Raw genomic sequence first — 21,012 nt, 5'->3', positions numbered from 1 at the left:
CTACATGATCCGAAGATCAAAATTTAAAGCTGCAGATGATTGATGCTGGCAACGTATCGCTTGCTTTAAAACAATTAATAGTTGCTTGATCAAACGTCTGCAAGATGGACAGTCATCCTTCCTGCAGGCGCCTTCACAAGATACCTGCGCATACTTTCAAAGATCAGGGGAAGTGGCCTCAGCGCCGTTCCCGTGTGCTGCGAAGTTTCCTTCGTAGCGAGCCGCCCATTATAGCCGGCTTTTCCGCTTCGTCAACACCTTTTTTCAAGGTCGCCTCACCGGAGTGGACGTTGTTGCCGATGCTGCTTCGTCGTTGGACCCGAAGGTCTTTCGTCGTTGCGAGCCGCCTATTATGCCGGACTTTTCGAGTCCGTCAACACCTTCGTTCGATCAACTCGTCCGCCGGTGTGGCGTCGCTGTTGGCGTGTCGCTTCCGAGGAAGTTGCCACGCCGCAGCAAGGGAGCGAATTCTAGAGATCCTGCAGAATTCGTCAACCCTTTTTTTCAGGAAGATGACAATCGCATCGCCTGTGCCGTGCATGGCACGCGTGCCGGCATCCCTGCGGCGTTGCCCGCGCGTTGCGCGGTCAACGCCGCGAGCGCTATGTATGTACGGATGCATACAGAAGAGACAACGATGGGCACGCAGGTCAGGCAGGTGTGGTGGCGCGATCTTTCGGTACCGGCAATCGTGGCCGGCTTCATCACGGTGCTGGTGGGCTTCGCCAGTTCGGCGGTGATCGTGTTCCAGGCCGCACAGGCCGTCGGCGCCGACCAGGCACAGATCGCGTCATGGATGTGGGCGCTTGGCCTGGGCATGGGCGTCACCTGTATGGGTCTCTCACTGCGCTACCGGGTGCCCGTGGTCACCGCCTGGTCGACCCCGGGTGCGGCAATGCTGGTGGTGGGTGCCGGTGGCGCCTCGCTGTCCGAGGCCACCGGTGCATTCCTGCTCGCCGCGGTGCTGGGGATGATCGCCGGCTTCTCGGGCATCTTCGCCCGTCTGATGCAGCGCGTGCCGATGGCGCTGGCGGCGGGCATGCTGGCCGGCGTGCTGCTGCGCTTCGGCCTGGACGTGTTCGTGGCGATGAACACCCAGGTCGTGCTCGCCCTGGCGATGTTCGCCACCTGGCTGGCCGGACGACGCCTGTTCCCACGCTATGCGGTGATCGCCACTCTGCTGGTCGGCATCATCATCGCTGCCAGCCGTGGCCAGCTGCATGCGCAGGACCTGCACCTGCAGCTGGCCACGCCGCACTGGGTCACGCCCTCGCTGTCGTGGCAGGCGGTGGCCGGCATCGCCCTGCCCCTGTTCGTGGTCACCATGGCCTCGCAGAACATTCCCGGGGTGGCGGTGATGCGCGCCTCCGGCTATAGCGCGCCCATCTCGCCGGTGATCGGCTGGATCGGCGTGGTCAACACCGTGTTGGCGCCCTTTGGCGCCTATGCACTGAACCTGGCGGCGATCACCGCGGCGATCTGCATGGGTCGCGATGCCCATGAAGACCCCGCACGCCGCTACACCGCAGCGATGGCGGCCGGCGCCTTCTACATCCTGATCGGCCTGTTCGGCGCAACCGTGGCGGCGCTGTTCGCCGCCTTCCCCAGGGAACTGGTCGCCTGCGTGGCCGGCATCGCCCTGTTCGGCACCATCGGCAACAGCCTGGCCAGCGCACTGGCCGTGGAACGCGACCGCGAAGCCGCGCTGGTCACCTTCCTGGTCACCGCCTCCGGCGTGTCACTGGCCGGCATCGGTTCGGCCTTCTGGGGCCTGGTGGCCGGTTCGCTGTGCCTGCTGGTGCTGCGCCCACGGCTGCAGGCTCACTAGGACGTCGGCAGGAACGCCAGGCCCACCAGCAGCGCCAGTACCGCAGCAAGGCTGAGCACCAGGCCCAGCCAGCTGACGTCGCCGCGCCGGGCCAATTCCTCCTGCAGCGCGGCCGGGTCGCTGCCCTTCAGCGCGCGGGCCTGGGCGATCTGGCGCTGGCAGTGCCGCAGGTACCAGTGATTGGCGAACACGCCGGCGGTGACGCCCAGCGCCAGGCTTGAGATGGACGAGAAGGCCTGCGGCACGTCGAGCAGGGCTTCGGCCACGCTGCTGGCCACCAGCACGGCGATCCACAGCATCGCCACCCGGTACATGCGCCGGTACATCATCCACGGCAGGCCGAACAGGAACGCGGGCCAGTGCCAGGTACCGGACGCATGGGGCACGCCCTGGTCCAGCCGCCAGCGCCGCCGGTACAGGGCGAAGTTGCGGCCGACCAGCGCGGCGTACAGCGCCATGTCGCCTTCCAGCGGCTGGCTGTCCTGTGCGGTGCCCGCCAGCAGCGCCGGCGCCGTGTCGGGCGCGCGGTAGGGGTCATCGATGCCACGGTCGACGACAACCGCCGGGGCGGCCACGTCGGCCGTCTGGGGCGGCGGGTCGAGTTCGGCCAGCGGGCGCCAGGTCGGCATGCCCTCGCACCAGAGCAGGGTGGCGGCCCCTACCCTGCCCTCGGCCTGCAGCTGCCGCAGGGCGGCCAGGTCGACCGGTCCCTCGCGCTGGCTGCTGTTGGCGTAGAACCACTGTGCTTCCTGCATGCATCGCTCCTTGTCTGCAACGGGACCCCGTTCAGGGCTGGGGCTGGCTGGACAGCACCTGCACCAGGACGTGGCGGCCGCCCGGGGCCACGGTCACGACATCCGGGCCGGCGTTGGCCGCCTCCAGGCAGACGTACTCGCGCCAGCCATCGCCAACGTCGGCCATCTTCGCCGCCGCTTCAGCGCCGGGGTTCCAGGCCACCAGCGCGCGGCTGCCTTCGGTACGCAGTTCGATGCGGCGCTTGAGCACCGGGTCGCGCAGCACGTAGCGGCCACCGGCCGGACTGTAGATGCGATCGCTGCGGCCCGGATCGCGCGGGTCGCGCAGCGACCACGGCCCCTGCTGGCGGCGGGTCTGGGCGTAGTTTTCGTACTTGTCCTGGTAGGTCACCCCGTCCACGCCGTCCACTTCCACGCGGGTGGCGTCGCCCACGCGGAAGTAGTTGTGCAGGGCCTGGGTGAAGGTGGCCGGTGCGCTGCTGGTGTTCTCGGTAACCAGCTGCTGGCGCAGCTCGCGGCCCACGCGCACGGTCATGCTCAGGCGCAGGCCGAGATCCTGCAGCGCCGGCGGCGCCAGGGTCAGCTCGATGCTGCCGTCGTCGAGGCGGCGCGCCTGCTGCAGTTCCCACGGCAGGGTGCGGACGAAGCCGTGCGCCGGCACGTCATTGCCCTGGCCCTGGCGGCCGAAGTACGGCCAGCACACCGGGCTGCCGCCACGGATGGGCGTGGGGAGCTCGGCGCGCGTGGGCGAAAGCCACATGACGTCGGGCTGGCCCTTGGGCACGAAGGACAGCAGCTGGCCGCCGAACACGCTGATGGCGGCGGTGGCTTCGGGGGTTTCCACCAGCCAGGCATCGAGTCCCTGGAACTGGCCGCTGCTGACACCCTGGATCTGTTGCACGGTGGATCGACTCCGTAAGGCCGGCGACTGCGCGGCACTGTAGTTGGCGGGAAGGCTGAAACGGGTGGGCGTGGCCGGCGTGCGCGGTTCGGCCTGCAGCGCGCGCAGGATGCGCTGGCCGGGGCGGCCATCGGCGTCGGCCCAGCCCAGGCGCCGCTGCTCGACCTGGATCGCGCGCCGGCTGGCATTGCCGATCATGCCGTCGACGCTGCCGATATCGTGGCCACGTCCCAGCAGCAGGGTCTGCAACTGGCCGCGCTCGTCGCGGCCGAGGCCGGGATCATCGGTGGGCCAGGCGGTCGCCAGGCCGTTGCCGCCACGCAGGCGGTCGGCCAGGGTGGCGATGGCCAGCGCATAGCTCTCGGCGGCGTTGTAGCTGTAGATCGCATCGTAGTTGCGGAACACCAGCAACGCCGGGCCCTTAGCCCCGGCCGGCAGCAGCAGGGCCGCACGGGCATCGGCCGGCAGACCCTGCGGTGCGAGGGCGCTGCCATCCAGGCCGGTGATGCCCAGTGCGCGCCAGTCGGCCAGCGCGCGACGCTGGGTGCGCCCGGCCTGCGCCGTCTTGAAGCCCTCGGGAATACGCACCTCCATGCCCCACGGCTCGCCGCTGCGCCACCCGGCGCGCTTGAGATAGTTGGCGGTGGAGGCCAGTGCATCGGGAATGCTGCCGACCAGATCGCGGCGGCCATCGCCATCACCGTCGACGGCGATGCGCGCATAGGTGCTGGGCATGAACTGGGTGTGGCCGAAGGCGCCGGCCCAGGAACCGGTGAGTCCCTGCGCCTGCAGGTCGCCCTGCTCGATCAGCGTGATGAGCGCCAGCAGTTCGCCACGGAAGAAGGGCTGGCGACGGCCGGCGCAGGACAGCGTGGCCAGCGACTGCAGCAGCGGACGCTTGCCGAACACGCGGCCGTAGTCACTCTCCACGCCCCATACGGCGACGATGGTGGCCGGATCGACGCCGTACTGCGCCGATACCCGCTGCAACAGATCGCGATGCTGCTGCAGCATCGCCCGGCCATCGTCCACCCGCGGGCGATCGACCAGGGCGGCCAGGTAATCCCAGATCGGCGTGGTGAATTCCGGCTGAGCATCCAGCAGCGGCAGCACACTGGGGTCGGGCTGCAGGCCGGCGGTGATGGCAGCGAAGCGATCCGCGGCAATACCCTGCTTGGCGGCCGTGGCCTGCAGCTGCGTCATGCAGCGGGCGAAGGCCGGATCAGCGGCGGGTGTCGGTTGCGCCGTCAACGGCGCGGCCAGCGCGGCGGCCAGGCCGAGCGTGGTCATCAAGGGCATGGCGTCCTCCGTGTTGCCGGTGCTGGGGCCATGTTAGCGCGGGCAGACGGTCTGGCAGCCGCCAGGCATGGCCCGGCGCTACCGATGCGCAGCGGAGGCGCGCAGCAGGCGCAGGCCGTACGCCGGATCGGACGCGTTCCAGTGGGCGATGGCTTCCAGCCCGGCCTGCTGCAGCAGGTGGTTGAAGCTGGCATCGGTGTACTTGTGGCTGTACTCGACCCGGATCGGTTCGCCGGCCTGGAAGTGGAAGGTCTGGCCGTCCAGGTGCACGTCCTGCTCGCGCTGGCTGACCAGGTCGGTTTCGATGCGCAGGCGCGCTGTGCTGTAGCGGGCCTGGTGGCGGAAGCCATCGAGGTCGAAATCGCTGCCGACCTCGCGGTTGAGGCGGGCCAGCAGATTGAGGGTGAACGCGGCGGTGATGCCGTCGGCATCGTTGTAGGCGGCCTCGATCAGCGCCGGGTCCTTGTGCAGGTCGATGCCGACCAGCGCCAGGCCGTCATCGCCCATGGTCTGGCGCATCGCGCGCAGCAGGGCGATGGCCTCTTCGTCGGCGAAGTTGCCCAGGGTGGAACCGGGGAAGAACAGCAGGCGCCGTGCGGCCTCACGTCCCGGTTCGGGGACCTGTACCGGGCGGGTGAAGTCGGCGCAGACCGGCAGCATCTCCACCTGCGGCAGCGCCGGGGCCAGGTGGTCGATGCTGGACAGCAGCGCGGCGCGCGAGATCTCGATGGGGGTGTAGGCCACCGGATCGTGCAGGGCGGCCAGCAGCAGGGCGGTCTTGCGGCCGCTGCCACTGCCCAGTTCGACCACGTGGGCATGGGCGCCGACGGCGCTGGCGATTTCCGGCAGCACCCTGTCGAGCAGGGCCAGTTCGGTGCGCGTGGGGTAGTACTCGCGGGTGTGGGTGATCTGCTCGAACAGGCGCGAGCCACGCGCGTCGTAGAAATACTTGGACGGCAGCTGGCGTGCGGCGCACGAGAGGCCGGCCACGGCGTCGGCCATGATCTGCTGGCGGCCGGGGGTAAGGTCGGTCAGCGCCTGCAGCGCGTCCTGCACGGTACTCATGGAAGATCCCTCGCCAGGCGCAGGCCGGAGAACTGCCAGCGCGCCGGTGGATTGAAGAAGTTGCGGTAACTGCTGCGTACGTGGCCGCGCGGAGTGGCGCAGCTGCCGCCGCGCAACACCCACTGGCCACACATGAATTTGCCGTTGTACTCGCCCAGGTTGCCGCCGAAGGGCTGGAAGCCGGGGTAGGCGCCATAGGCGCTGGACGTCCATTCCCAGACATCCCCGAACATCTGCCGCAGGCCGCTGCCCAGCGCCGCGTGCGGGTGCAGCCGGTCGTCATCGGCGAAGTGGCCACTGGGCGGCTGCGTGGCGGCGGCCGCCTCCCATTCGAATTCGGTCGGCAGCCGTGCCTCATGCCAACGCGCGCAGGCGTCGGCTTCGTAATAGCTCAGGTGGCAGACCGGCGCATGTGGATCGAGCGCGCGCCAGCCGCCGAGGGTGTACTCGCGCTGCAGGTCGTCGTGCCAGTACAACGGGTGCTGCCAGCCTTCGGCCTCGCACAGGGCCCAGCCTTCGCTGAGCCACCAGCGCGGATCGCGGTAGCCGCCGGCATCGACGAAGGCGCGGAACTCGCTGTTGCTGAGCGGGCGCTCGGCGATGGCGTGTGCGGGAACAAGTACGCGGTGCCGCGGCGATTCGTTGTCGTAGGCGAAGGGCGCGTGCTGCGGCCAGCGCGCTGCGCCGACGCTGACGATGCTTTCTTCCCGTGCAACCCAGCCCTGTGCGCTGGGCACGCTGACGGCCGCCGCGAGGTCTTCGCGATAGGGCGGCTGCAGCGGGTTGCACCACAGGGCGTGCTTGATGTCGGTCAGCAGCAGTTCCTGGTGCTGCTGTTCGTGCTGCAGGCCCAGCTGCAGGTGCTGCAGCGCTTCTTCACCGAGATCGCCATTGGCCAGGCGCGCCAGCACCTGCTCATCGACGTGCCGGCGATAGTCGCACACCTGCTGCAGCGAGGGCCGCGACAGCAGGCCACGACGTGGGCGAGCATGGGCCGGGCCGAGGCTCTTGTAATAACTGTTGAACAGAAAGTCCCAGGCCGGATCCCACGGCTGGTGGCCGCGTACGCTGGCCAGCACGAAGCGCTCGAAGAACCAGGTGGTGTGGGCAAGGTGCCATTTGGCCGGGCTGGCATCGTCCATGCTCTGCAGCATCGCGTCTTCAGCGCTGAGCGGTGCGGCCAGTTGCTGGCTGCGTCCACGCACATGGGCGAAGTGGCTGGCGAGTTCACGCTGCGGGGCAGCGACGGCGAGGATTGCGCTGTCCATGGGCAACAGCTTCGGCTGCTGCGGGTGAGCGCGATGTCATGGCCAGGTGGATGCTTGACCCATCAGGGGTTCAGACTGCATCGAGGTAGTACCAACGGCCGTCGATGCGCAGGAAGCGGCTGTGCTCGGTCATCCGCACCGCGCTGCCACCGCCGATGCGGTAGCGGGCGGTGAAGCGGACCTCGGCACTGTCCGCGCCGGTGACGGTATGTTCGTTCACGGTCAGGCCCAGCCACTGGGTGCGCTGGCCTGGTGCCTCGTCCAGCGAAAGTCCGGCCGGGCGCGTGTCCGGGTGCCAGGTCTGGCGCAGGTAGTCGGCCAGCTGGCGTACGTAGGCGCTGTAGCGCGAACGCATCAGCCGCTCGGCATCGGGCGCGGCCTCGCCAGCGTGGTAACGGCCGCAGCAGGCGGCGTAGTCGGCGGGCAGGCCGCAGGGACAGGGATCGGCGGGTGTTCGGGTCATGCCGGTATTGTCGCGCGGGACGCCCCCGGCATCCATCGGCGACAGGCGTATGCTGTCGCCCCCCATCCAAGTGTCGATCGCCGTGCTGGAACTGGTTCCCCCTGAGTTGTGGTGGTTGGTGGTGATTGCCTTCATCGCCGGCCTGGTCGATGCGGCGGTGGGCGGCGGCGGGCTGGTGCAGCTGCCGGGCCTGTTCACGGTGCTGCCGCAGCAGACGCCGGCCATGCTGTTCGGCACCAACAAGTTCAGTTCGATGTTCGGCACCGGCGCGGCAGCCTGGCGCTATGCGCGCAACGTGCGCTTCCCGTGGAAACCGGTGCTGTTCGCCGCCGGCACCGCCTTCATCTTCTCCTTCGCCGGTGCCACGGCGGTCAGCCTGCTGCCCAAGGAGGCGGTACGCCCGCTGGTGCTGGTGCTGCTGGTGGCAATGCTGGGCTACACGCTGTGGAAGAAGGATTTCGGTGCCCTGCACCGGCCGCAGGAGATCGGCCGCCGCGAGCTGGCCATCGCGCTGGCCATCGGCGCGGCGATCGGTTTCTACGACGGCTTCTTCGGGCCGGGCACCGGCAGCTTCCTGATCTTCCTGTTCGTGCGCTTCTTCGGCCTGGATTTCCTTCGCGCCTCGGCGGCGTCGAAGGTGGTGAACCTGGCGACGAACGTGGCGGCGATCTCGTTCTTCATCCCCACCGGCAACATCCTGTGGCTGTTCGCGCTGCCGATGGCGGCGGCCAACATCTTCGGCTCGGTGGTGGGCACGCGGCTGGCGCTGAAGGGCGGCACGCCGTTCATCCGCAAGCTGTTCGTGGGGCTGGTGGTGGTGCTGATCGCGCGGATGGCGTGGGATACGTTCCGCGGGGCGTGAGGGCGAAATGTCGCCGGGCATGGCCCGGCGCTACCCGGTAGGTGCCAACCTTGGTTGGCACGGGGTTTCCCGGGGCGGTCAGGCCTCGGCTTCTTCCGGTTCGTTGGCCTGCTGGCGGCTGCGCTCGGGCAGCTTCAGGCGCTTGCCTTCTTCGTCGTACTCGATGAGCAGCACGCCCGAGTCGTGGCGGCCGCTGATCTCGACGAAGCAGGCGCCGCCGATGAACGGCTCCAGCGTCATCACCGACTTCAACGGGGTGGCGACCACCATCTGGAAGCCGAAGTTGTCGAAGATGTTCATCGCCAGCGCAGTGAACTCGTTGTCGGCCTTGTCGAAGGCTTCGTCGAGCACGACGGCGGCATAGCTGGGCAGCTGGCTGTCGGCGCCGCCGAGCTGGTAGCGCAGTGCTGCGGCCAGGCAGGTGGTAGCCAGCTTCTGCCGCTGGCCACCGGACTTGCCGGCGCCGCTGCGGTAGATCTCGACCTGCTGGCGCGTTTCCGCGTCCAGCTCCACGCCGATGAACTCGACGTGCATGCGCACGTCCAGCACCAGTTCGCGCCAGCGCTTGTCCTCGCCTTCCTGCGAACCGAGGCGGTTGACCAGCTGGCGCAGCACGGTGAACTGCGATTCGGCCAGCTCGCGCTGTTCGGTCTGCTGCTGCGACAACACCTCGCGCAGCTGCAGGTGGAACTCACCCACTTCCGGCAGGCGGCGGTCGCTCAGCTCGATTGTCAGCAGGGTGCCGCGGTTGAACGGTACCTGTTCCAGGCTGGCGTTGACCTCGTCCAGGCGCTGGCCGATCGACTTGCGGGCCTCGGCGCTGTGGCGCTGCAGGGCCAGCAGGTTGTTCTTGCTCTGGTTCTGCAGCAGGTCGAAGAAGCGCTCTTCATGCTGCGGCAGGCCGTCGCGTTCCAGGCGTTCCAGGCGGGCGAGGAAATCCTCGGCCGAAGCCACCGACACGGTGAAGTCGCCCGATTCTTCCGGCCACTGCTGGATGAAGCGGCGGAAGCAGCCCAGCAGCAGGTTCTCGATGCGGTTGACGTCCTGCTGCGAGGACGACAGCTGTTCATTCAGCGCGTTGCTGACCTGGCGCATGTGCGCTTCCAGCGTTTCCAGGCTGAGCGGACCCTGCTCCTGCAGGCGCTCGGCCAGGCCGGCTTCCTGGTCCTCAGCCAGCGCCGGCAGCACCAGGGCGCGGCTCTGCTGGCGGGCACGGTCCAGGCGGTCGCGTTCGCGCACCAGCTGGCCGCGCTCGACGCGGGTGTCTTCATAGGTACGGCGGGCCTGCTCGATATCGGCGCGCACGGCGTCGATCTGCTTGGCCAGGCGGGCGAGGTCGGCGTTGCCTTCGCGCAGGTCGCGCAGGGTGGCTTCGATATCGGCCAGGCGCTGCTGCGGCGCGGCCACGTCGATCTCGTTCCACTGGATGCCGATCAGCTCATGGCAGGCCAGGCGGCGTTCGTTGTCGCGGTCACGCTGGCCGCGCAGGCTGGCGATATCGGTATCGCAGCTGGCGATGCGCTTGGCCAGTTCCTGCGCTTCGCGCTCGAAAACGACCAGCTTGTCGCGGTTGTTGAAGCCGAGGATCCAGCGGCGGCGGTCGTTCACCGCGCTGCGGTCATCCTTCTCGAAGCGGTCGCCCGGATGCTTGACCTGGCCTTCGCGGGTGATACCGCGGTCGACGTTGCGCAGCTGCTTGGCATCGACGCATTCGTAATCGAAGCGCTTGCCCAGCTCGCGGCGCAGCCAGCCCTCGAAGGCGTGGTCGCGCAGTTCCAGTTTGTGCAGCAGCGAACGCGCGGACGGTTCGCGGGCGAACGCATCGTCGTTGCGACGCACGCGGTAGTAAGTGAAACGCATGCCGAGGTGGGTGCGGTTCACCCAGTCGGCTACCTCGTTGTAGTGCTTGTCGTCCACCAGCAGCGACTGCGCGAATCCGCCCAGCACGCGCTCGATGGCGCCCTGCCAGTTCTGCTCCTCGGTGCGGACCTGGATCAGTTCGCCGACGAAGGGCAGCGAGGCTTCGGAAATGCCGGTTTCCTCGGCCAGGCGTGCGCGCAGCTTCTGCATCGGTGCGGGAATGCTGGACGGCGTGCGCTGCATCGCTTCCAGTTCGCCACGCACTTCGCCGAAGCGACGTTCATCATCGCGCTTGCCGCCCAGCCGTTCGCTGATCGCATCGTCCAGCGCCGCCGAAGCGCGCTGGCGGTCCTGCAGTTCGTTCTGCGCGCGTTCGACCAGTTCGGAGAACCCGTGCGCGTCTTCCGGCAGCTCGGCCTGCAGGTGGCGCGCGGCCTCGCGGGCCTGCGCCTGCTTGGCCAGGCGACGGTCGCGCTCGGCTTCGGCGCGGCCCTGTTCGCGTTCCAGTTCCTCGATGCGCTCACCGCCCTGCTGGCGGCGCTGCAGTTCCAGCTCTGCCAGGCGTTCGGTGTGGTTGTCCAGCGCCGCACGGCGCTGGGCTTCTTCGCCGAGCAGGCCGCGGTCGCGCACGTCCATCTCGCGCAGGCGCGCTTCGATCAGCAGCTGGCGGCGGCTTTCGCGGAAGCTGTCGATGCCCAGCTTCAGGGTCTCGTCATCGCCGCGCTGGCGATGCATGTGCTTCAGTTCGGTGTAGTGCCCGCGCGCCGGCAGCAGGGTTTCCACTTGGCGGCGGGCGGTGACCACGGCCTGGTGCGCACCGTCGAGTTCGGCGAAATCACTGACCAGGCGCTCGGCGGCATCGAAGGTGCGCGGTGTGTCCAGCATGAAGTCGCGCAGGAAGACGTTGAGGTCGCCCAGGTTCTTCGCCGACTGCGTCTTGTGCAGCAGGCGCAGCGCCATCTCGTTGTCGATGCCCAGCAGGTGCCGGAAGCGCTCGGCGTAGCCGGAAAACGTATCGAAGTGGTGGATGTCGGCCAGCTTCTGCTTCAGCTTGCGCAGGTCCAGGTCGAAGCCGCCGAGGTCCTTGGCGATGTCGAACGGGCGCTCGGCGATCATGTAGTGCTTGCGCACGTCGCCGGCCGAGGTGCCGTTGCCGGAGATCCACAGCAGGCGTACCAGGCACACCACGCGACCATCGCCGGCGCGGTATTCCAGCACCAAGGCGGTCCAGGTCGCGCCCTTGCGCAGGTACTGGGTGGCGATCTCGCCGGTGCCGCTGTCCTGCTGGTCGGCCCACGCGCCACGCACGTAGGAGACCAGGTTGCGGTCGCGGCCACTGCGCTCGGCTTCACGCGCGGCGGCGTTGAAGTCGACGATGGCCGGCGGCGTCAGCAGCGCGGACATCGCATCGAGCAGGGTCGACTTACCCGAGCCGGAACGACCGACGAACAGGAAGCCGCGCTCGGCGATCGGCACTTCGGTCAGGCCGTTGAAGGTGCCCCAGTTGTGCACCTGCAGGCGGCGCATGCGGAACTGCTGCAGGCGCGGGTCCGGCAGGCCTTCATTGAACAGGGCGGGAGTGTGCTTGGAAATGGCCATGCGGTGCTCGGGTCTCTCAGGCTTCTGCAGCCGGGGTTTCGCGCAGCTGGCGGTACACCGCCGAAAGCTGGGACACGTCTTCGGCGGAGAACATCAGCTTCAGCGCCGGCGAGACTTCGTGGCGGTCTTCCTGGCCGCCGAGGCGGGTCAGGATGTGGTTGTCCTTCATCTTCTGCACGGCCGAGGCGACGCGGCGGTTGAAGCCGGCGCGGTCGGTGGACAGGTTCTTCTCGTAGATGGCCAGCGCTTCGGCCATCTCGGCATCGGCGACGACAGCGCGGTTGCCGCGCGCATCGGCCTCGGCCAGCTGCTGGCGCAGGTACAGCAGCAGCACCGAATCGATGAAGGTCAGCGGCGAGGTACGCAGCAGCACCGGCGCATCGACGTCTTCGGTGTCGGCCTGGCGGGTGAAGGCCACGCCGCTGTCACGGTCCAGCACCAGTTCCAGGAACAGGTCGGCCAGTGACGAGCGGATTGCGGCTTCGCTGCGGATCAGCGCCGGCCACAGCTTGGCGTGGCGCAGCTGGTCGATGCTGGGGCCGATCAGCAGCTGGCACAGCGCGCGGCGCGCATCCAGCGGCAGGCGGCCGGTATCGCCCATGTAATAGACGTCGTTGCCACGGCGCGGCTGTGCGGCAACCGGTGCCGGTTCGGCCTCGTAGGCGTCTTCGACCAGGTCGGGTGCCGCTGCTTCGATGGGATCTTCATGCCAGCTCATGGCGTCTCTCCTGGGTGAACCAAACCAGCGGAATACGTGCGCGGCGCACCTGGCCGTCGCCGCCGCGCCATTGCGCAAGCTCCTGCTCGCCGGCAACCACGTTGCCGAAGCGCGTGCCCAGCGACAGGTAGCCGATGACGCTGCCCAGGCCCTGCGGCGCTTCGCGCTGTGCCAGGGCTTCGGCGATGCTCAGGCGTGGCTGCGCATCCAGCAGCTCGTGCAGGTCGCGGCGCAGGGTACGGAAGTCGATTTCCGACGAGGCCACCAGGTCGCCCACGCTTTCCAGGCTGATGGCGGCCGCATCGTTGTATTCGACGTTGCCATCGACCTGGGCGCTGCGCGGGTCGTGCAGCTTCCACTGCGACCACGAACGCAGGCGGCTGGTGGTCAGCTGCAGATCGCGGCCGATGCTGCGCTGGGCGGGGAAATCATCGCGCAGGGCCAGTGCTTCGGACTGCGCCTGCTTCAGCAGCTGGTTGAGGCGGCGCTGTTCCAGGTAGCCACGGCTCTGCACGAAGCCGCGCAGGCTGCGCGCGAAGTTCTGCAGTACGTCGTGCACCTGGCCGCCGCGTTCCAGCATGGTGCTGGTGAAGCCGCGCAGGAAATTGCGTTCGTTGCGGTCCAGGCGACGGGCGAAGCCGCGCGCGAGCACGGCCTCCAGCGCGGCGTCGAGCTGGGCGCTCTGTTCGGCATCGTTGAGCAGGCGCCAGAACGCCTGGAAGCTGCGGCCGGCATCGCTTTCGCCGATGACGTCGACGCCTTCGAACAACTGCGACAGCACGTCGCCGCGCTCGCCTTCGTCGTCGATGATGCGTTCGCGGAAATCGCGGTTGAGCTGCTCGAAGTCATCGCGCACGCGGCGGAAGTCCTCGGTCAGTTCGTCGGCCAGGCCGATGATCTGGCGGGTGCGTTCCAGCGCGCGCTTGCCGTCGAGGGCGACCACGCGGCCAGCGCCGACGCGGGCGATCTCGGCATCGATGCGGTCGCGCTCGTCGTGCAGCGCGGACAGGCGCGCATCCGGATCGGCTTCGGTCTGCGCGGCCAGCGCGGAGAGCTGCTCGATGACCAGCGCCAGGCGGCTTTCGGTAGCGGCCACGCGGGCCTGCTCCAGGCTGTCAGCGAAACGGATCGCCTGCAGCGCCTGGGTCGACAGCTCGTACTGCTCCTGGTCGGCGCCTTCGGGCAGGCGGCGTTCCAGCCAACCCTGGGCCAGCCAGTGGGCGATGTAGGCCTGGGCGGTACGCGGCAGCTCACGCGACAGTTCGTCGCCGGCCAGCTGATCCAGCGCGCGTTGCAGGCGCTCGTTCAGTACCGAGGACGGCAGCGTGCGCTCGCCCTCCATCAGCAGGCCCTGCAGCAGGCCGATGATTTCCGGGGCGTGGTCGGCGGCAAGCAGCTTCCACTGGGGCTGTTCGCGCAGATGGCGGTAACGGGCAATACGTTCGCGGTGCTTCATGCAGCGAAGGGATTCATGGACGCAGAAGGCTGCGGGCAGCCATGCACGGCCGCCGCGGGGGCAGCCGTGGACGTGCCGGCCACGCGGAGCCGGCGCGGTGCGGGCAAGCGGCTCAGCGCCTGCCGCCCACTTCGATGAAGCGCAGGAACTCGGCGCGGGTACGCGCGTCGTCGCGGAAGCTGCCCAGCATCTTGGAGGTGACCATGCTGACGCCGCGCTTGTGGATGCCGCGGGTGGTCATGCATTCGTGGGCGCCTTCGACGACCACGCCGACGCCGATCGGCTGCAGCACATCCTGGATGCACTGGGCGATCTGCGCGGTCATCTTTTCCTGCACCTGGAAGCGGCGGGCGTAGGCTTCGACGACGCGGGCCAGCTTGCTGATACCCACCACCTTGCCGGCCGGCAGGTAGCCGACGTGCACGCGGCCGATGATCGGCGCCATGTGGTGTTCGCAGTGGCTTTCGTACTCGATGTCGCGCAGGACGATCAGTTCGTCGTAGCCGGCCACTTCCTCGAAGGTCCGCTCCATGTAGGCGCGCGGGTCGTCGCGGTAGCCGCTGAACCAGTCGCCATAGGCTTCGGCGACACGGCGCGGGGTATCCAGCAGGCCTTCACGGGACGGGTCCTCGCCGGCCCAGCGCAGCAGGGTGCGCACCGCATCCTCGGCCTGGTCCTGGGTCACATCGCTCTGCGGGGCGGCCTTTTCGTTGTTCTTGCTCATTGCGTACAGCGTCCCGAACGGGGGGCGAGCATCGTACCCGACCGGGGGGTGGGTCGTCCTGTGGGGACGGTTCATCGGGGGGGCTTCCGGCGCGTTGTTGCTATCGGTCTGGAGGGGGGGCGGGGGGGGGGGGGGCGGGGCCCCCCCGGCCGCGGGGGGGGGGGGGGGGGGGGGGGGGGGGGGCGGCGCGCGGGCCCCCCCGCTGCGGCGAGGGGGCTGTTGCGCGCCGCCCCCCCCCCCCCCCCCCCCCCGCAGCCCACCGACAACCAGCAGGCGCAACGCTTTCCTCAGTACACCCCCCAATCAACCATTCAGCAAGAACTATTGATAGGAATGAAATTAGTAGTATCCTATCTATCTCTTATGGACCGACCCCTCGACGACCGTACCCGGCTGCAGATGCAGCTCAGCTCCGGCCTGCTCTATGCAGGACGGCAGTGGCAGCGCCTGGCCGACAGCCGGCTTGGCAGCTACGGCATCTCCACCGCCTGCACCATGCCCCTGCTGATGATCGGCCGCTCCGGCGGCGGTATCCGCCAGGTGGCACTGGCCCAGCAGCTGGGCATGGAAGGCCCGTCCCTGGTGCGCCTGCTGGACAAGCTGTGCGCCAGCGACCTGGTCCGCCGCGAAAGCGACGCCAGCGACCGCCGCGCCAACCTGCTGTGGCTGACCGACGAGGGACAGGCGCTGGTGCGCGAGCTGGAAGAACAGCTCATCGGCCTGCGCCAGGACGTGTTCGGCGAACTTTCCATGGATGAACTGCAGGCCGTGCTGAAGGCATGGCGCCTGCTGGCCGAGGCGGCCGACCGCATCACGTAAGCGCGTTGTCCTTGAAACACCGCCGCTGCCGTGCAGGCGCCAGCGGCTTTTGCCCGTTGCCGTTGTCCTGTGTGTTGCCCTCCCCTCCCCCATCTCGCCCCCCTACCGATGCCCGGTGAATTCAGTCTCCACGGAGTGTTCGTCCCGACCCTGCTCGGGTTGATGTTGTTGGCCTACCTGGTCAACAGCGGCCTGCACGCGCTGCTGCAGCGTGCAGGTGCCTACCGCCATGTCTGGCATCCGGCGCTGTTCAACCTGGCGCTGTACGGGATCGTGCTCGGCCTGCTGTTCCACCTCCTGCGTTGGATGCAATCGTGAACAAGATCGTGAAGAAGACCCTTCCCATACTGCTGACCAGCGCGGCGGTGATCGTGGCCCTGCTGGTCCTGCGCCAGCTGTGGGTCTATTACATGGATGAGCCGTGGACCCGCGATGCCCATGTCGGCGCCGACGTGGTGCAGGTGGCCCCCGATGTGTCCGGCCTGGTGGAATCGGTGAACGTGGCCGACAACCAGGCGGTGAAGAAGGGCGACGTACTGTTCGTGATCGACCGCGCCCGTTACCGCATCGCGCTGGAGCAGGCCAAGGCCAGCCTGGCCGAGCGCCAGGCCTCGGTGACGCAGCTGCGCCGCGAGATCGGCCGCGACCGCAGCCTGCAGGACCTGGTGGCCGCCGAGGACGCCGAAGTGCGCCGCGCCAAGCTGCAGGCCGCGCAGGCGTCGCTGGCCACCGCCCAGGCCGCGGTCGACCTGGCTGATCTGAACCTGGCACGCACCGAAGTGCACGCGCCGGCTGACGGCCGGGTCAACGACCGCACCATGCGCGTGGGCGACTACGTGGTGGCCGGCAAGCCGGTGCTGGCGCTGCTGGATACCGGCTCGTTCCGCATCGATGGCTACTTCGAGGAAACCCGCCTGCGCGGCGTGGCGCCCGGGCAGGCCGTGGACATCCGCCTGATGGGCGAATCGACCGCGCTGCGCGGCCACGTCGAAAGCATCGCCGCCGGCATCGAGGACCGCTACCGCAGCAACGGCAGCACGCTGCTGCCGAACGTGACCCCGGCCTTCGACTGGGTGCGGCTGGCGCAGCGCATCCCGGTGCGCATCGCCATCGATGACGTACCCCGGGGCGTGGAACTGATCGCCGGCCGTACCGCCACGGTGACGGTCGAAACCAACAGCAGGAAGCACGCAGACAAGGCCGGCACCACGCCGACACAGGCGGGCCTGTGAATACCCCCCTGCCCCGTCTCGGCCTGATCGCTGCGCTGGCCAGCCTGGCGGCCTGCAAGACCGTCGGCCCGGATTACGCCCTGCCGGAAGGCTCGGCCTTCAAACGCCCGGAGGCCAATGCCGCCTTCATCGACACCCAGAACCCGGACGTCGCCGCCAACCAGGCGCTGCCCGACCGCTGGTGGTCGCTGTACAACGATCCGGTGCTGGATGGCCTGATCACCCAGGCACTGCGTGACAACGTCGAGCTGAAGGCCGCCGATGCGCACCTGCGCCGTGCCGCCGCCGTGTACGAGCAGGCGATGGATGCCGGTGGCTTCGAGTACGAAGCCGAAGCCGGCGTCAGTCGCGCGCAGCTGTCGGCCGAAGCCTTCCTGCAGGAACTCGAGCTGCCGGTGATCAACCTGGCCGACGGCAAGTTCGCGGTCAGCTACCAGTTCGATCTGTTCGGCAAGCTCAAGCGCGGTGCCGAAGCGGCCCGCGCCGACGAGCAGTCGGTGGCCGCCGCACGCGACCTGGCGCAGGTGAGCGTGGTGGCCCAGGTGGCCGACAGCTACCTGGAAATCTGCCACGCCAACCACGAACTGCACGTGGCCGAGCATTCGCTGCAGCTGCAGCAGCGCAGCCGCTCGGTCACCCAGCGCCTGATCAGTGCCGGCCGCGGCACGCCGCCGGAGCTGGCCCGCGCCAACGCGCAGGTCGCCCTGCTGGAAGCCGCACTGCCGCCGCTGCGCGCGCAGCGCTCGGCTGCGGCCTATTCGCTGGCCGCGCTGCTGGGGCAGACCCCCGGCCAGCTGCCGCCCGGCGTGATCGACTGCGCCGACGCGCCGCGCCTGGCCCAGCCGCTGCCGGTGGGTGATGGCCGCGCCCTGCTGCAGCGTCGCCCCGACATCCGCCAGGCCGAGCGCAAGCTGGCCTCGGCCACCGCACGCATCGGCGTGGCCACCGCCGAGCTGTACCCGGATATCCGTCTGGGTGCCTCGCTGGGTGCCGCCGGCCTGCTGGAAGACTTCGGCCAGCCGATGACCCAGCAGTGGTCGATCGGCCCGCTGATCTCGTGGACGCTGCCGTCCTCGGGCACCCACGCCCGCATCCACGCCGCCGAAGCCGGTGCCGACGCCGCGCTGGCCGAGTTCGACCATGCGGTGCTGCAGGCCCTGCGCGAGACGCAGACCGCACTGGACCGCTACGCGCAGGACCTGCGCCGCCTGCAGTCGCTGCGCGAAGCCCAGCAGCAGGCTGCGCTGGCCGCCGAGCAGAACCGCCGGCTGTACCAGGCCGGGCGCACCCCGTACCTGTCCAGCCTGGATGCCGACCGCAGCCTGGTGACCAGTGATGCCACTCTGGCCGCGGCCGAGGCGCAGGTCTCGCGCGACCAGATCCATCTGTTCCTGGTGCTGGGTGGCGGCTGGCAGACCACGGTCGCATCGGCAGCCCCCGCCACCGCGCAGGCCACGGCGAAGTAAGCCATGAACGCGCTGACCGACCGCCAGGCGTGGCTGTTCTCGATCAAGACCTACCTGGCCGCGGTGGCCGCGCTGTACATCGCCATGGCCGGCAACCTGTCGCGTCCGTACTGGGCGATGGGCACGGTGTACATCGTCAGCCAGCCGCTGCTGGGCCCGACCCGGGCCAAGGGCGTGTACCGCATCGCCGGCACCCTGGTGGCCGGCCTGGCCACCCTGCTGGTGCTGCCGGCACTGGTGGAAACGCCCATGGTGCTGAGCGCGGCGATGTCGATCTGGCTGGCAGGCTGCCTGTTCCTGGCCCTGCTCAACCGTGGCCCGCGCGGCTACGCGTTCCTGCTGGCCGGCTACACCACCGCCTTCATCGGCTTCCCGGCGGTGACCTCGCCGGAAACCATTTTCGACACGGTGGTGGCGCGCAGCGAGGAGATCATCCTCGGCACGGTGGTGGCGGTGCTGGCCGCGTCGCTGCTGTTCCCGGCCTCGGTGCAGCCGATGCTGCGCACCCGCATCGGCAACTGGATGGAGGATGCCGCGCAGTGGTGCAGGCAGATCCTCGAGCGTGGCCGCGCACATGCCCCGCGCAACCGGCTGGCCGCCGACCTGGTGCAGTTCGAGGCGCTCATCGAGTTCCTGCGCCGCGATGATCCGCGCCATGCGGGCTCTGCTGTTTCGATGGAACGCCTGCGCGAGCGCATGCTGCTGTTGCTGCCGGTGCTGTCGTCGATTGCCGACCGCCTGAGCGCGCTGCGCAGCGAGGGCCAGACGCTGCCCGAGGGCCTGCCGGCGCTGGTCGATGACATCCACGACTGGATCGATACGCCCGCCAGTGCCAGCGATTACGCCCGCCTGCGTGCGCGCATCAGCGCGCTGAAGCCGCAGGTGGACAGCGACCTGCAGCACCTGCAGCTGGCCAGTCTGCTGCTGCGCCTGGAGGAGCTGGTGGACCTGTGGCAGGACTGCCGCACCCTGCAACACGCCATCGACCACGGCACCGCGCCGCTGGACCGCGCCCATTACCGCATCCGCACCGAGCGGGTAGCCACCGACAAGCACGTGGACTACGGCATGGCGCTGTTCTCCGCGCTCAGTGCCGGCGTGGCGCTGATGAGCTACTGCGTGCTGTGGATCGGCCTGGGTTGGGAAGGCGGCGGCAACGGCGCGATGATGGCGGCGGTGGCGGCCGCGTTCTTTGCCGCGCAGGACGACCCGGCGCCGAGCATGGTCTCGTTCCTGGTCTGGGCCATCGTCGCTTCGCTGGTGGCCGGCGTGTATCTGTTCGGCGTGTTCCCGGCCGTGCATGACTTCAGCCTGCTGGCCCTGGTGCTTGCGCTGGCGTTCCTGCCGCTGGGCCTGCTGCTGCACCACCCCAAGAGCGCGCTGTTCGCGCTGCCGCTGACGGTGAACCTGGCCGCGCTGCTGAGCCTGCAGAACACCTACAGCGCCAACATCCAGAGCTTCCTCAACTCGTCCATCGCGATGTTCATCGGCATTGGCTTCGCGGTGGTGATGACCCGCCTGTTCCGTTCGGTGGGTGCCGAGTGGACCGCGCGCCGGCTGGTGCGGCAGGGCTGGACCACGCTGGCCGAAGCCGCCGAAGGGCGCGGCCAGCAGGACCGCCAGCGCTTCGCCGCACGCATGCTCGACCTGCTGGGCCTGCTCGCCCCGCGCCTGGCGGCGACGCCGGAAGGCAGCGACATCGCCTCGGTGGACATGCTCAACGAAGCGCGCATCGGCCTGAACATCCTGCAGCTGCGCCGTGCCCGCCTGGAGCTGCCGGAGCGCAGTCGCGAGGCGGTCGAGCACATCCTGGAGGAAATCGCCGCGCACTACCGTCGGCAGATTGCCGCACGTCGTCCGATTGCCGCCGCCGAAGCACTGCGCGAGCGCCTGGATACGTCGCTGGGCCGGGTCGGTGGCGTAGGTGCCTGCAAGGCACGCGACGAGGCGCTGATGGGTCTGATCGGCCTGCGCTTCGCGCTGTTCCCCGAGGCGAAGGCGTTGGCGCCGGGCTTGGCGGACACTGCTGCGCCGTCCGTGTGACGCGATCCGCCGGGCACGGCCCGGCGCTACCGTGGCATCGCGAACGATCCGCGGGGCGCGGCGCAATAATGAGCTATAGCGCCGGGCCATGCCCGGCGGCCTCTCGCCCCGACAACAGGACGGTTCAATGAGTTACGACATGATGGTGTTCGAGCCCAGCGCTGCACCACGCGAAGCAGCGGCCTTCATCGCCTGGTTCGAGAAGCAGGTGCAGTGGGGCGAAAACCACGAGTACGACGATCCGGCGGTGAGCAGCCCGGCGCTGCAGGCGTGGTTCGCGGAGATGGCACAGGACTTCCCGCCGATGAACGGGCCGCTGAGCAACGACGATGACGACCGAGCCGAGGTGACCGACTACAGCGTCGGCCGCGCGGTGATCTACGGCGCATTCGCGTATTCGGTGGCAGAGCGTGCGCATGGGCGCGTGCAGGACCTGGCCGAGAAGCATGGCGTGGGGTTCTTCGATCTGAGTGCGGATGAGGCGGCGATCGTGTTCCCGGATGGGCTGGTGTTGATCGCGGAGTGAGGGTGGCGGCAGGGCTGCGCCCTGCACCTGCTCGATGCAACGTCAACGTCAACGTCAAAAGCTGGCTATCCGTGGGATGGCGGGGGGGTCCGGTTGCGGGGAACGCTCTGTTGGAACGGCGTTCTGCT

Annotated in this window: 17 protein-coding genes; 8 read left to right on the top strand and 9 right to left on the bottom strand. The window is 68.8% G+C overall.

The window, feature by feature from the left end; genetic code table 11:
* Positions 1 to 637: 637 nt before the first annotated feature.
* Complete coding sequence (locus AC1VXD_RS02275) at positions 638 to 1,828, top strand: benzoate/H(+) symporter BenE family transporter (RefSeq protein ID WP_482990639.1); 1,191 nt, start codon at positions 638 to 640, stop codon at positions 1,826 to 1,828.
* On the opposite strand, the gene AC1VXD_RS02270 is transcribed toward AC1VXD_RS02275, so the two are convergent.
* The 5 genes from AC1VXD_RS02270 to AC1VXD_RS02250 form a co-directional block, all read right to left on the bottom strand.
* Positions 1,825 to 2,583, bottom strand: a complete 759-nt coding sequence (locus AC1VXD_RS02270) for a GYF domain-containing protein (RefSeq protein ID WP_482990638.1) — start codon at positions 2,581 to 2,583, stop codon at positions 1,825 to 1,827. The genes AC1VXD_RS02275 and AC1VXD_RS02270 overlap by 4 nt on opposite strands.
* A gap of 31 nt (positions 2,584 to 2,614) precedes the next feature.
* Complete coding sequence (locus AC1VXD_RS02265) at positions 2,615 to 4,774, bottom strand: lytic murein transglycosylase (protein ID WP_482990643.1); 2,160 nt, start codon at positions 4,772 to 4,774, stop codon at positions 2,615 to 2,617.
* A gap of 87 nt (positions 4,775 to 4,861) precedes the next feature.
* Positions 4,862 to 5,848, bottom strand: coding sequence for an L-histidine N(alpha)-methyltransferase (gene egtD, locus AC1VXD_RS02260; protein WP_482990637.1), 987 nt, complete (start codon positions 5,846 to 5,848; stop codon positions 4,862 to 4,864).
* Complete coding sequence (gene egtB / locus AC1VXD_RS02255) at positions 5,845 to 7,116, bottom strand: ergothioneine biosynthesis protein EgtB (RefSeq protein WP_482990636.1); 1,272 nt, start codon at positions 7,114 to 7,116, stop codon at positions 5,845 to 5,847. The genes egtD and egtB overlap by 4 nt, the downstream gene beginning before the upstream one ends.
* 70 nt (positions 7,117 to 7,186) lie before the next feature.
* Entirely contained in the window at positions 7,187 to 7,579 is a 393-nt protein-coding gene (locus AC1VXD_RS02250; protein ID WP_482990635.1) for a YchJ family protein, read from the bottom strand.
* A gap of 82 nt (positions 7,580 to 7,661) precedes the next feature.
* Between AC1VXD_RS02250 and AC1VXD_RS02245 the strand changes: the two genes are divergently transcribed.
* Positions 7,662 to 8,441 (top strand): sulfite exporter TauE/SafE family protein, encoded by a 780-nt coding sequence (locus AC1VXD_RS02245; RefSeq protein ID WP_164075305.1) that lies wholly within the window; start codon positions 7,662 to 7,664, stop codon positions 8,439 to 8,441.
* Positions 8,442 to 8,519: 78 nt separating this feature from the next.
* On the opposite strand, the gene AC1VXD_RS02240 is transcribed toward AC1VXD_RS02245, so the two are convergent.
* The 4 genes from AC1VXD_RS02240 to folE all read right to left on the bottom strand — a co-directional run bounded on the left by AC1VXD_RS02240 (position 8,520) and on the right by folE (position 14,798).
* Positions 8,520 to 11,900: an ATP-binding protein gene (locus AC1VXD_RS02240; protein ID WP_482990634.1), complete on the bottom strand. Its 3,381-nt coding sequence runs from the start codon at positions 11,898 to 11,900 to the stop codon at positions 8,520 to 8,522.
* A 16-nt stretch (positions 11,901 to 11,916) separates the two neighbouring features.
* Entirely contained in the window at positions 11,917 to 12,618 is a 702-nt protein-coding gene (locus AC1VXD_RS02235; protein WP_482990633.1) for a DUF4194 domain-containing protein, read from the bottom strand.
* The gene (locus AC1VXD_RS02230) at positions 12,605 to 14,074 is read right to left on the bottom strand and encodes a DUF3375 domain-containing protein (RefSeq protein ID WP_481562635.1); all 1,470 of its coding nucleotides are present in this window, start codon (positions 14,072 to 14,074) and stop codon (positions 12,605 to 12,607) included. Before AC1VXD_RS02230 ends, AC1VXD_RS02235 begins: the two co-directional genes overlap by 14 nt.
* 112 nt (positions 14,075 to 14,186) lie before the next feature.
* Complete coding sequence (gene folE, locus AC1VXD_RS02225; protein WP_406233828.1) at positions 14,187 to 14,798, bottom strand: GTP cyclohydrolase I FolE; 612 nt, start codon at positions 14,796 to 14,798, stop codon at positions 14,187 to 14,189.
* A gap of 363 nt (positions 14,799 to 15,161) precedes the next feature.
* On the opposite strand from folE, the gene AC1VXD_RS02220 reads away from it, so the two are divergent.
* The 6 genes from AC1VXD_RS02220 (at position 15,162) to AC1VXD_RS02195 (ending at position 20,884) form a co-directional block, all read left to right on the top strand.
* Positions 15,162 to 15,617 (top strand): MarR family winged helix-turn-helix transcriptional regulator, encoded by a 456-nt coding sequence (locus AC1VXD_RS02220; protein WP_108770529.1) that lies wholly within the window; start codon positions 15,162 to 15,164, stop codon positions 15,615 to 15,617.
* Positions 15,618 to 15,725: 108 nt separating this feature from the next.
* Positions 15,726 to 15,935 carry a DUF1656 domain-containing protein gene (locus AC1VXD_RS02215; RefSeq protein ID WP_010487502.1) on the top strand — a complete coding sequence of 70 codons (210 nt, stop codon included), beginning with the start codon at positions 15,726 to 15,728 and terminating at the stop codon, positions 15,933 to 15,935.
* Positions 15,932 to 16,849: an efflux RND transporter periplasmic adaptor subunit gene (locus tag AC1VXD_RS02210; RefSeq protein WP_482990632.1), complete on the top strand. Its 918-nt coding sequence runs from the start codon at positions 15,932 to 15,934 to the stop codon at positions 16,847 to 16,849. The genes AC1VXD_RS02215 and AC1VXD_RS02210 overlap by 4 nt, the downstream gene beginning before the upstream one ends.
* Positions 16,846 to 18,315, top strand: a complete 1,470-nt coding sequence (locus AC1VXD_RS02205) for an efflux transporter outer membrane subunit (RefSeq protein WP_482990631.1) — start codon at positions 16,846 to 16,848, stop codon at positions 18,313 to 18,315. Before AC1VXD_RS02210 ends, AC1VXD_RS02205 begins: the two co-directional genes overlap by 4 nt.
* Positions 18,316 to 18,318: 3 nt before the next feature.
* A complete protein-coding gene (locus AC1VXD_RS02200; protein WP_482990630.1) occupies positions 18,319 to 20,358 on the top strand; it encodes an FUSC family protein in 2,040 nt (679 codons plus the stop codon).
* Positions 20,359 to 20,485: 127 nt separating this feature from the next.
* Positions 20,486 to 20,884, top strand: coding sequence for a hypothetical protein (locus AC1VXD_RS02195; protein WP_482990629.1), 399 nt, complete (start codon positions 20,486 to 20,488; stop codon positions 20,882 to 20,884).
* Positions 20,885 to 21,012: the final 128 nt, after the last annotated feature.

This window comes from Stenotrophomonas sp. STEN054, assembly GCF_056854535.1.
Note: the sequence above shows the minus strand (reverse complement) of the source record. Positions and strands in the feature narration are given on the sequence as shown.

Coding starts and splice junctions, on each gene's coding strand:
- folE (WP_406233828.1), bottom strand. CDS start 14,798: ATGAGCAAGAACAACGAAAAGGCCGCCCCGCAGAGCGATGTGACCCAG.
- AC1VXD_RS02220 (WP_108770529.1), top strand. CDS start 15,162: ATGGACCGACCCCTCGACGACCGTACCCGGCTGCAGATGCAGCTCAGC.
- AC1VXD_RS02235 (WP_482990633.1), bottom strand. CDS start 12,618: ATGAGCTGGCATGAAGATCCCATCGAAGCAGCGGCACCCGACCTGGTC.
- egtD (WP_482990637.1), bottom strand. CDS start 5,848: ATGAGTACCGTGCAGGACGCGCTGCAGGCGCTGACCGACCTTACCCCC.
- AC1VXD_RS02200 (WP_482990630.1), top strand. CDS start 18,319: ATGAACGCGCTGACCGACCGCCAGGCGTGGCTGTTCTCGATCAAGACC.
- AC1VXD_RS02215 (WP_010487502.1), top strand. CDS start 15,726: ATGCCCGGTGAATTCAGTCTCCACGGAGTGTTCGTCCCGACCCTGCTC.
- AC1VXD_RS02270 (WP_482990638.1), bottom strand. CDS start 2,583: ATGCAGGAAGCACAGTGGTTCTACGCCAACAGCAGCCAGCGCGAGGGA.
- AC1VXD_RS02195 (WP_482990629.1), top strand. CDS start 20,486: ATGAGTTACGACATGATGGTGTTCGAGCCCAGCGCTGCACCACGCGAA.
- AC1VXD_RS02275 (WP_482990639.1), top strand. CDS start 638: ATGGGCACGCAGGTCAGGCAGGTGTGGTGGCGCGATCTTTCGGTACCG.
- AC1VXD_RS02265 (WP_482990643.1), bottom strand. CDS start 4,774: ATGACCACGCTCGGCCTGGCCGCCGCGCTGGCCGCGCCGTTGACGGCG.
- egtB (WP_482990636.1), bottom strand. CDS start 7,116: ATGGACAGCGCAATCCTCGCCGTCGCTGCCCCGCAGCGTGAACTCGCC.
- AC1VXD_RS02240 (WP_482990634.1), bottom strand. CDS start 11,900: ATGGCCATTTCCAAGCACACTCCCGCCCTGTTCAATGAAGGCCTGCCG.
- AC1VXD_RS02230 (WP_481562635.1), bottom strand. CDS start 14,074: ATGAAGCACCGCGAACGTATTGCCCGTTACCGCCATCTGCGCGAACAG.
- AC1VXD_RS02250 (WP_482990635.1), bottom strand. CDS start 7,579: ATGACCCGAACACCCGCCGATCCCTGTCCCTGCGGCCTGCCCGCCGAC.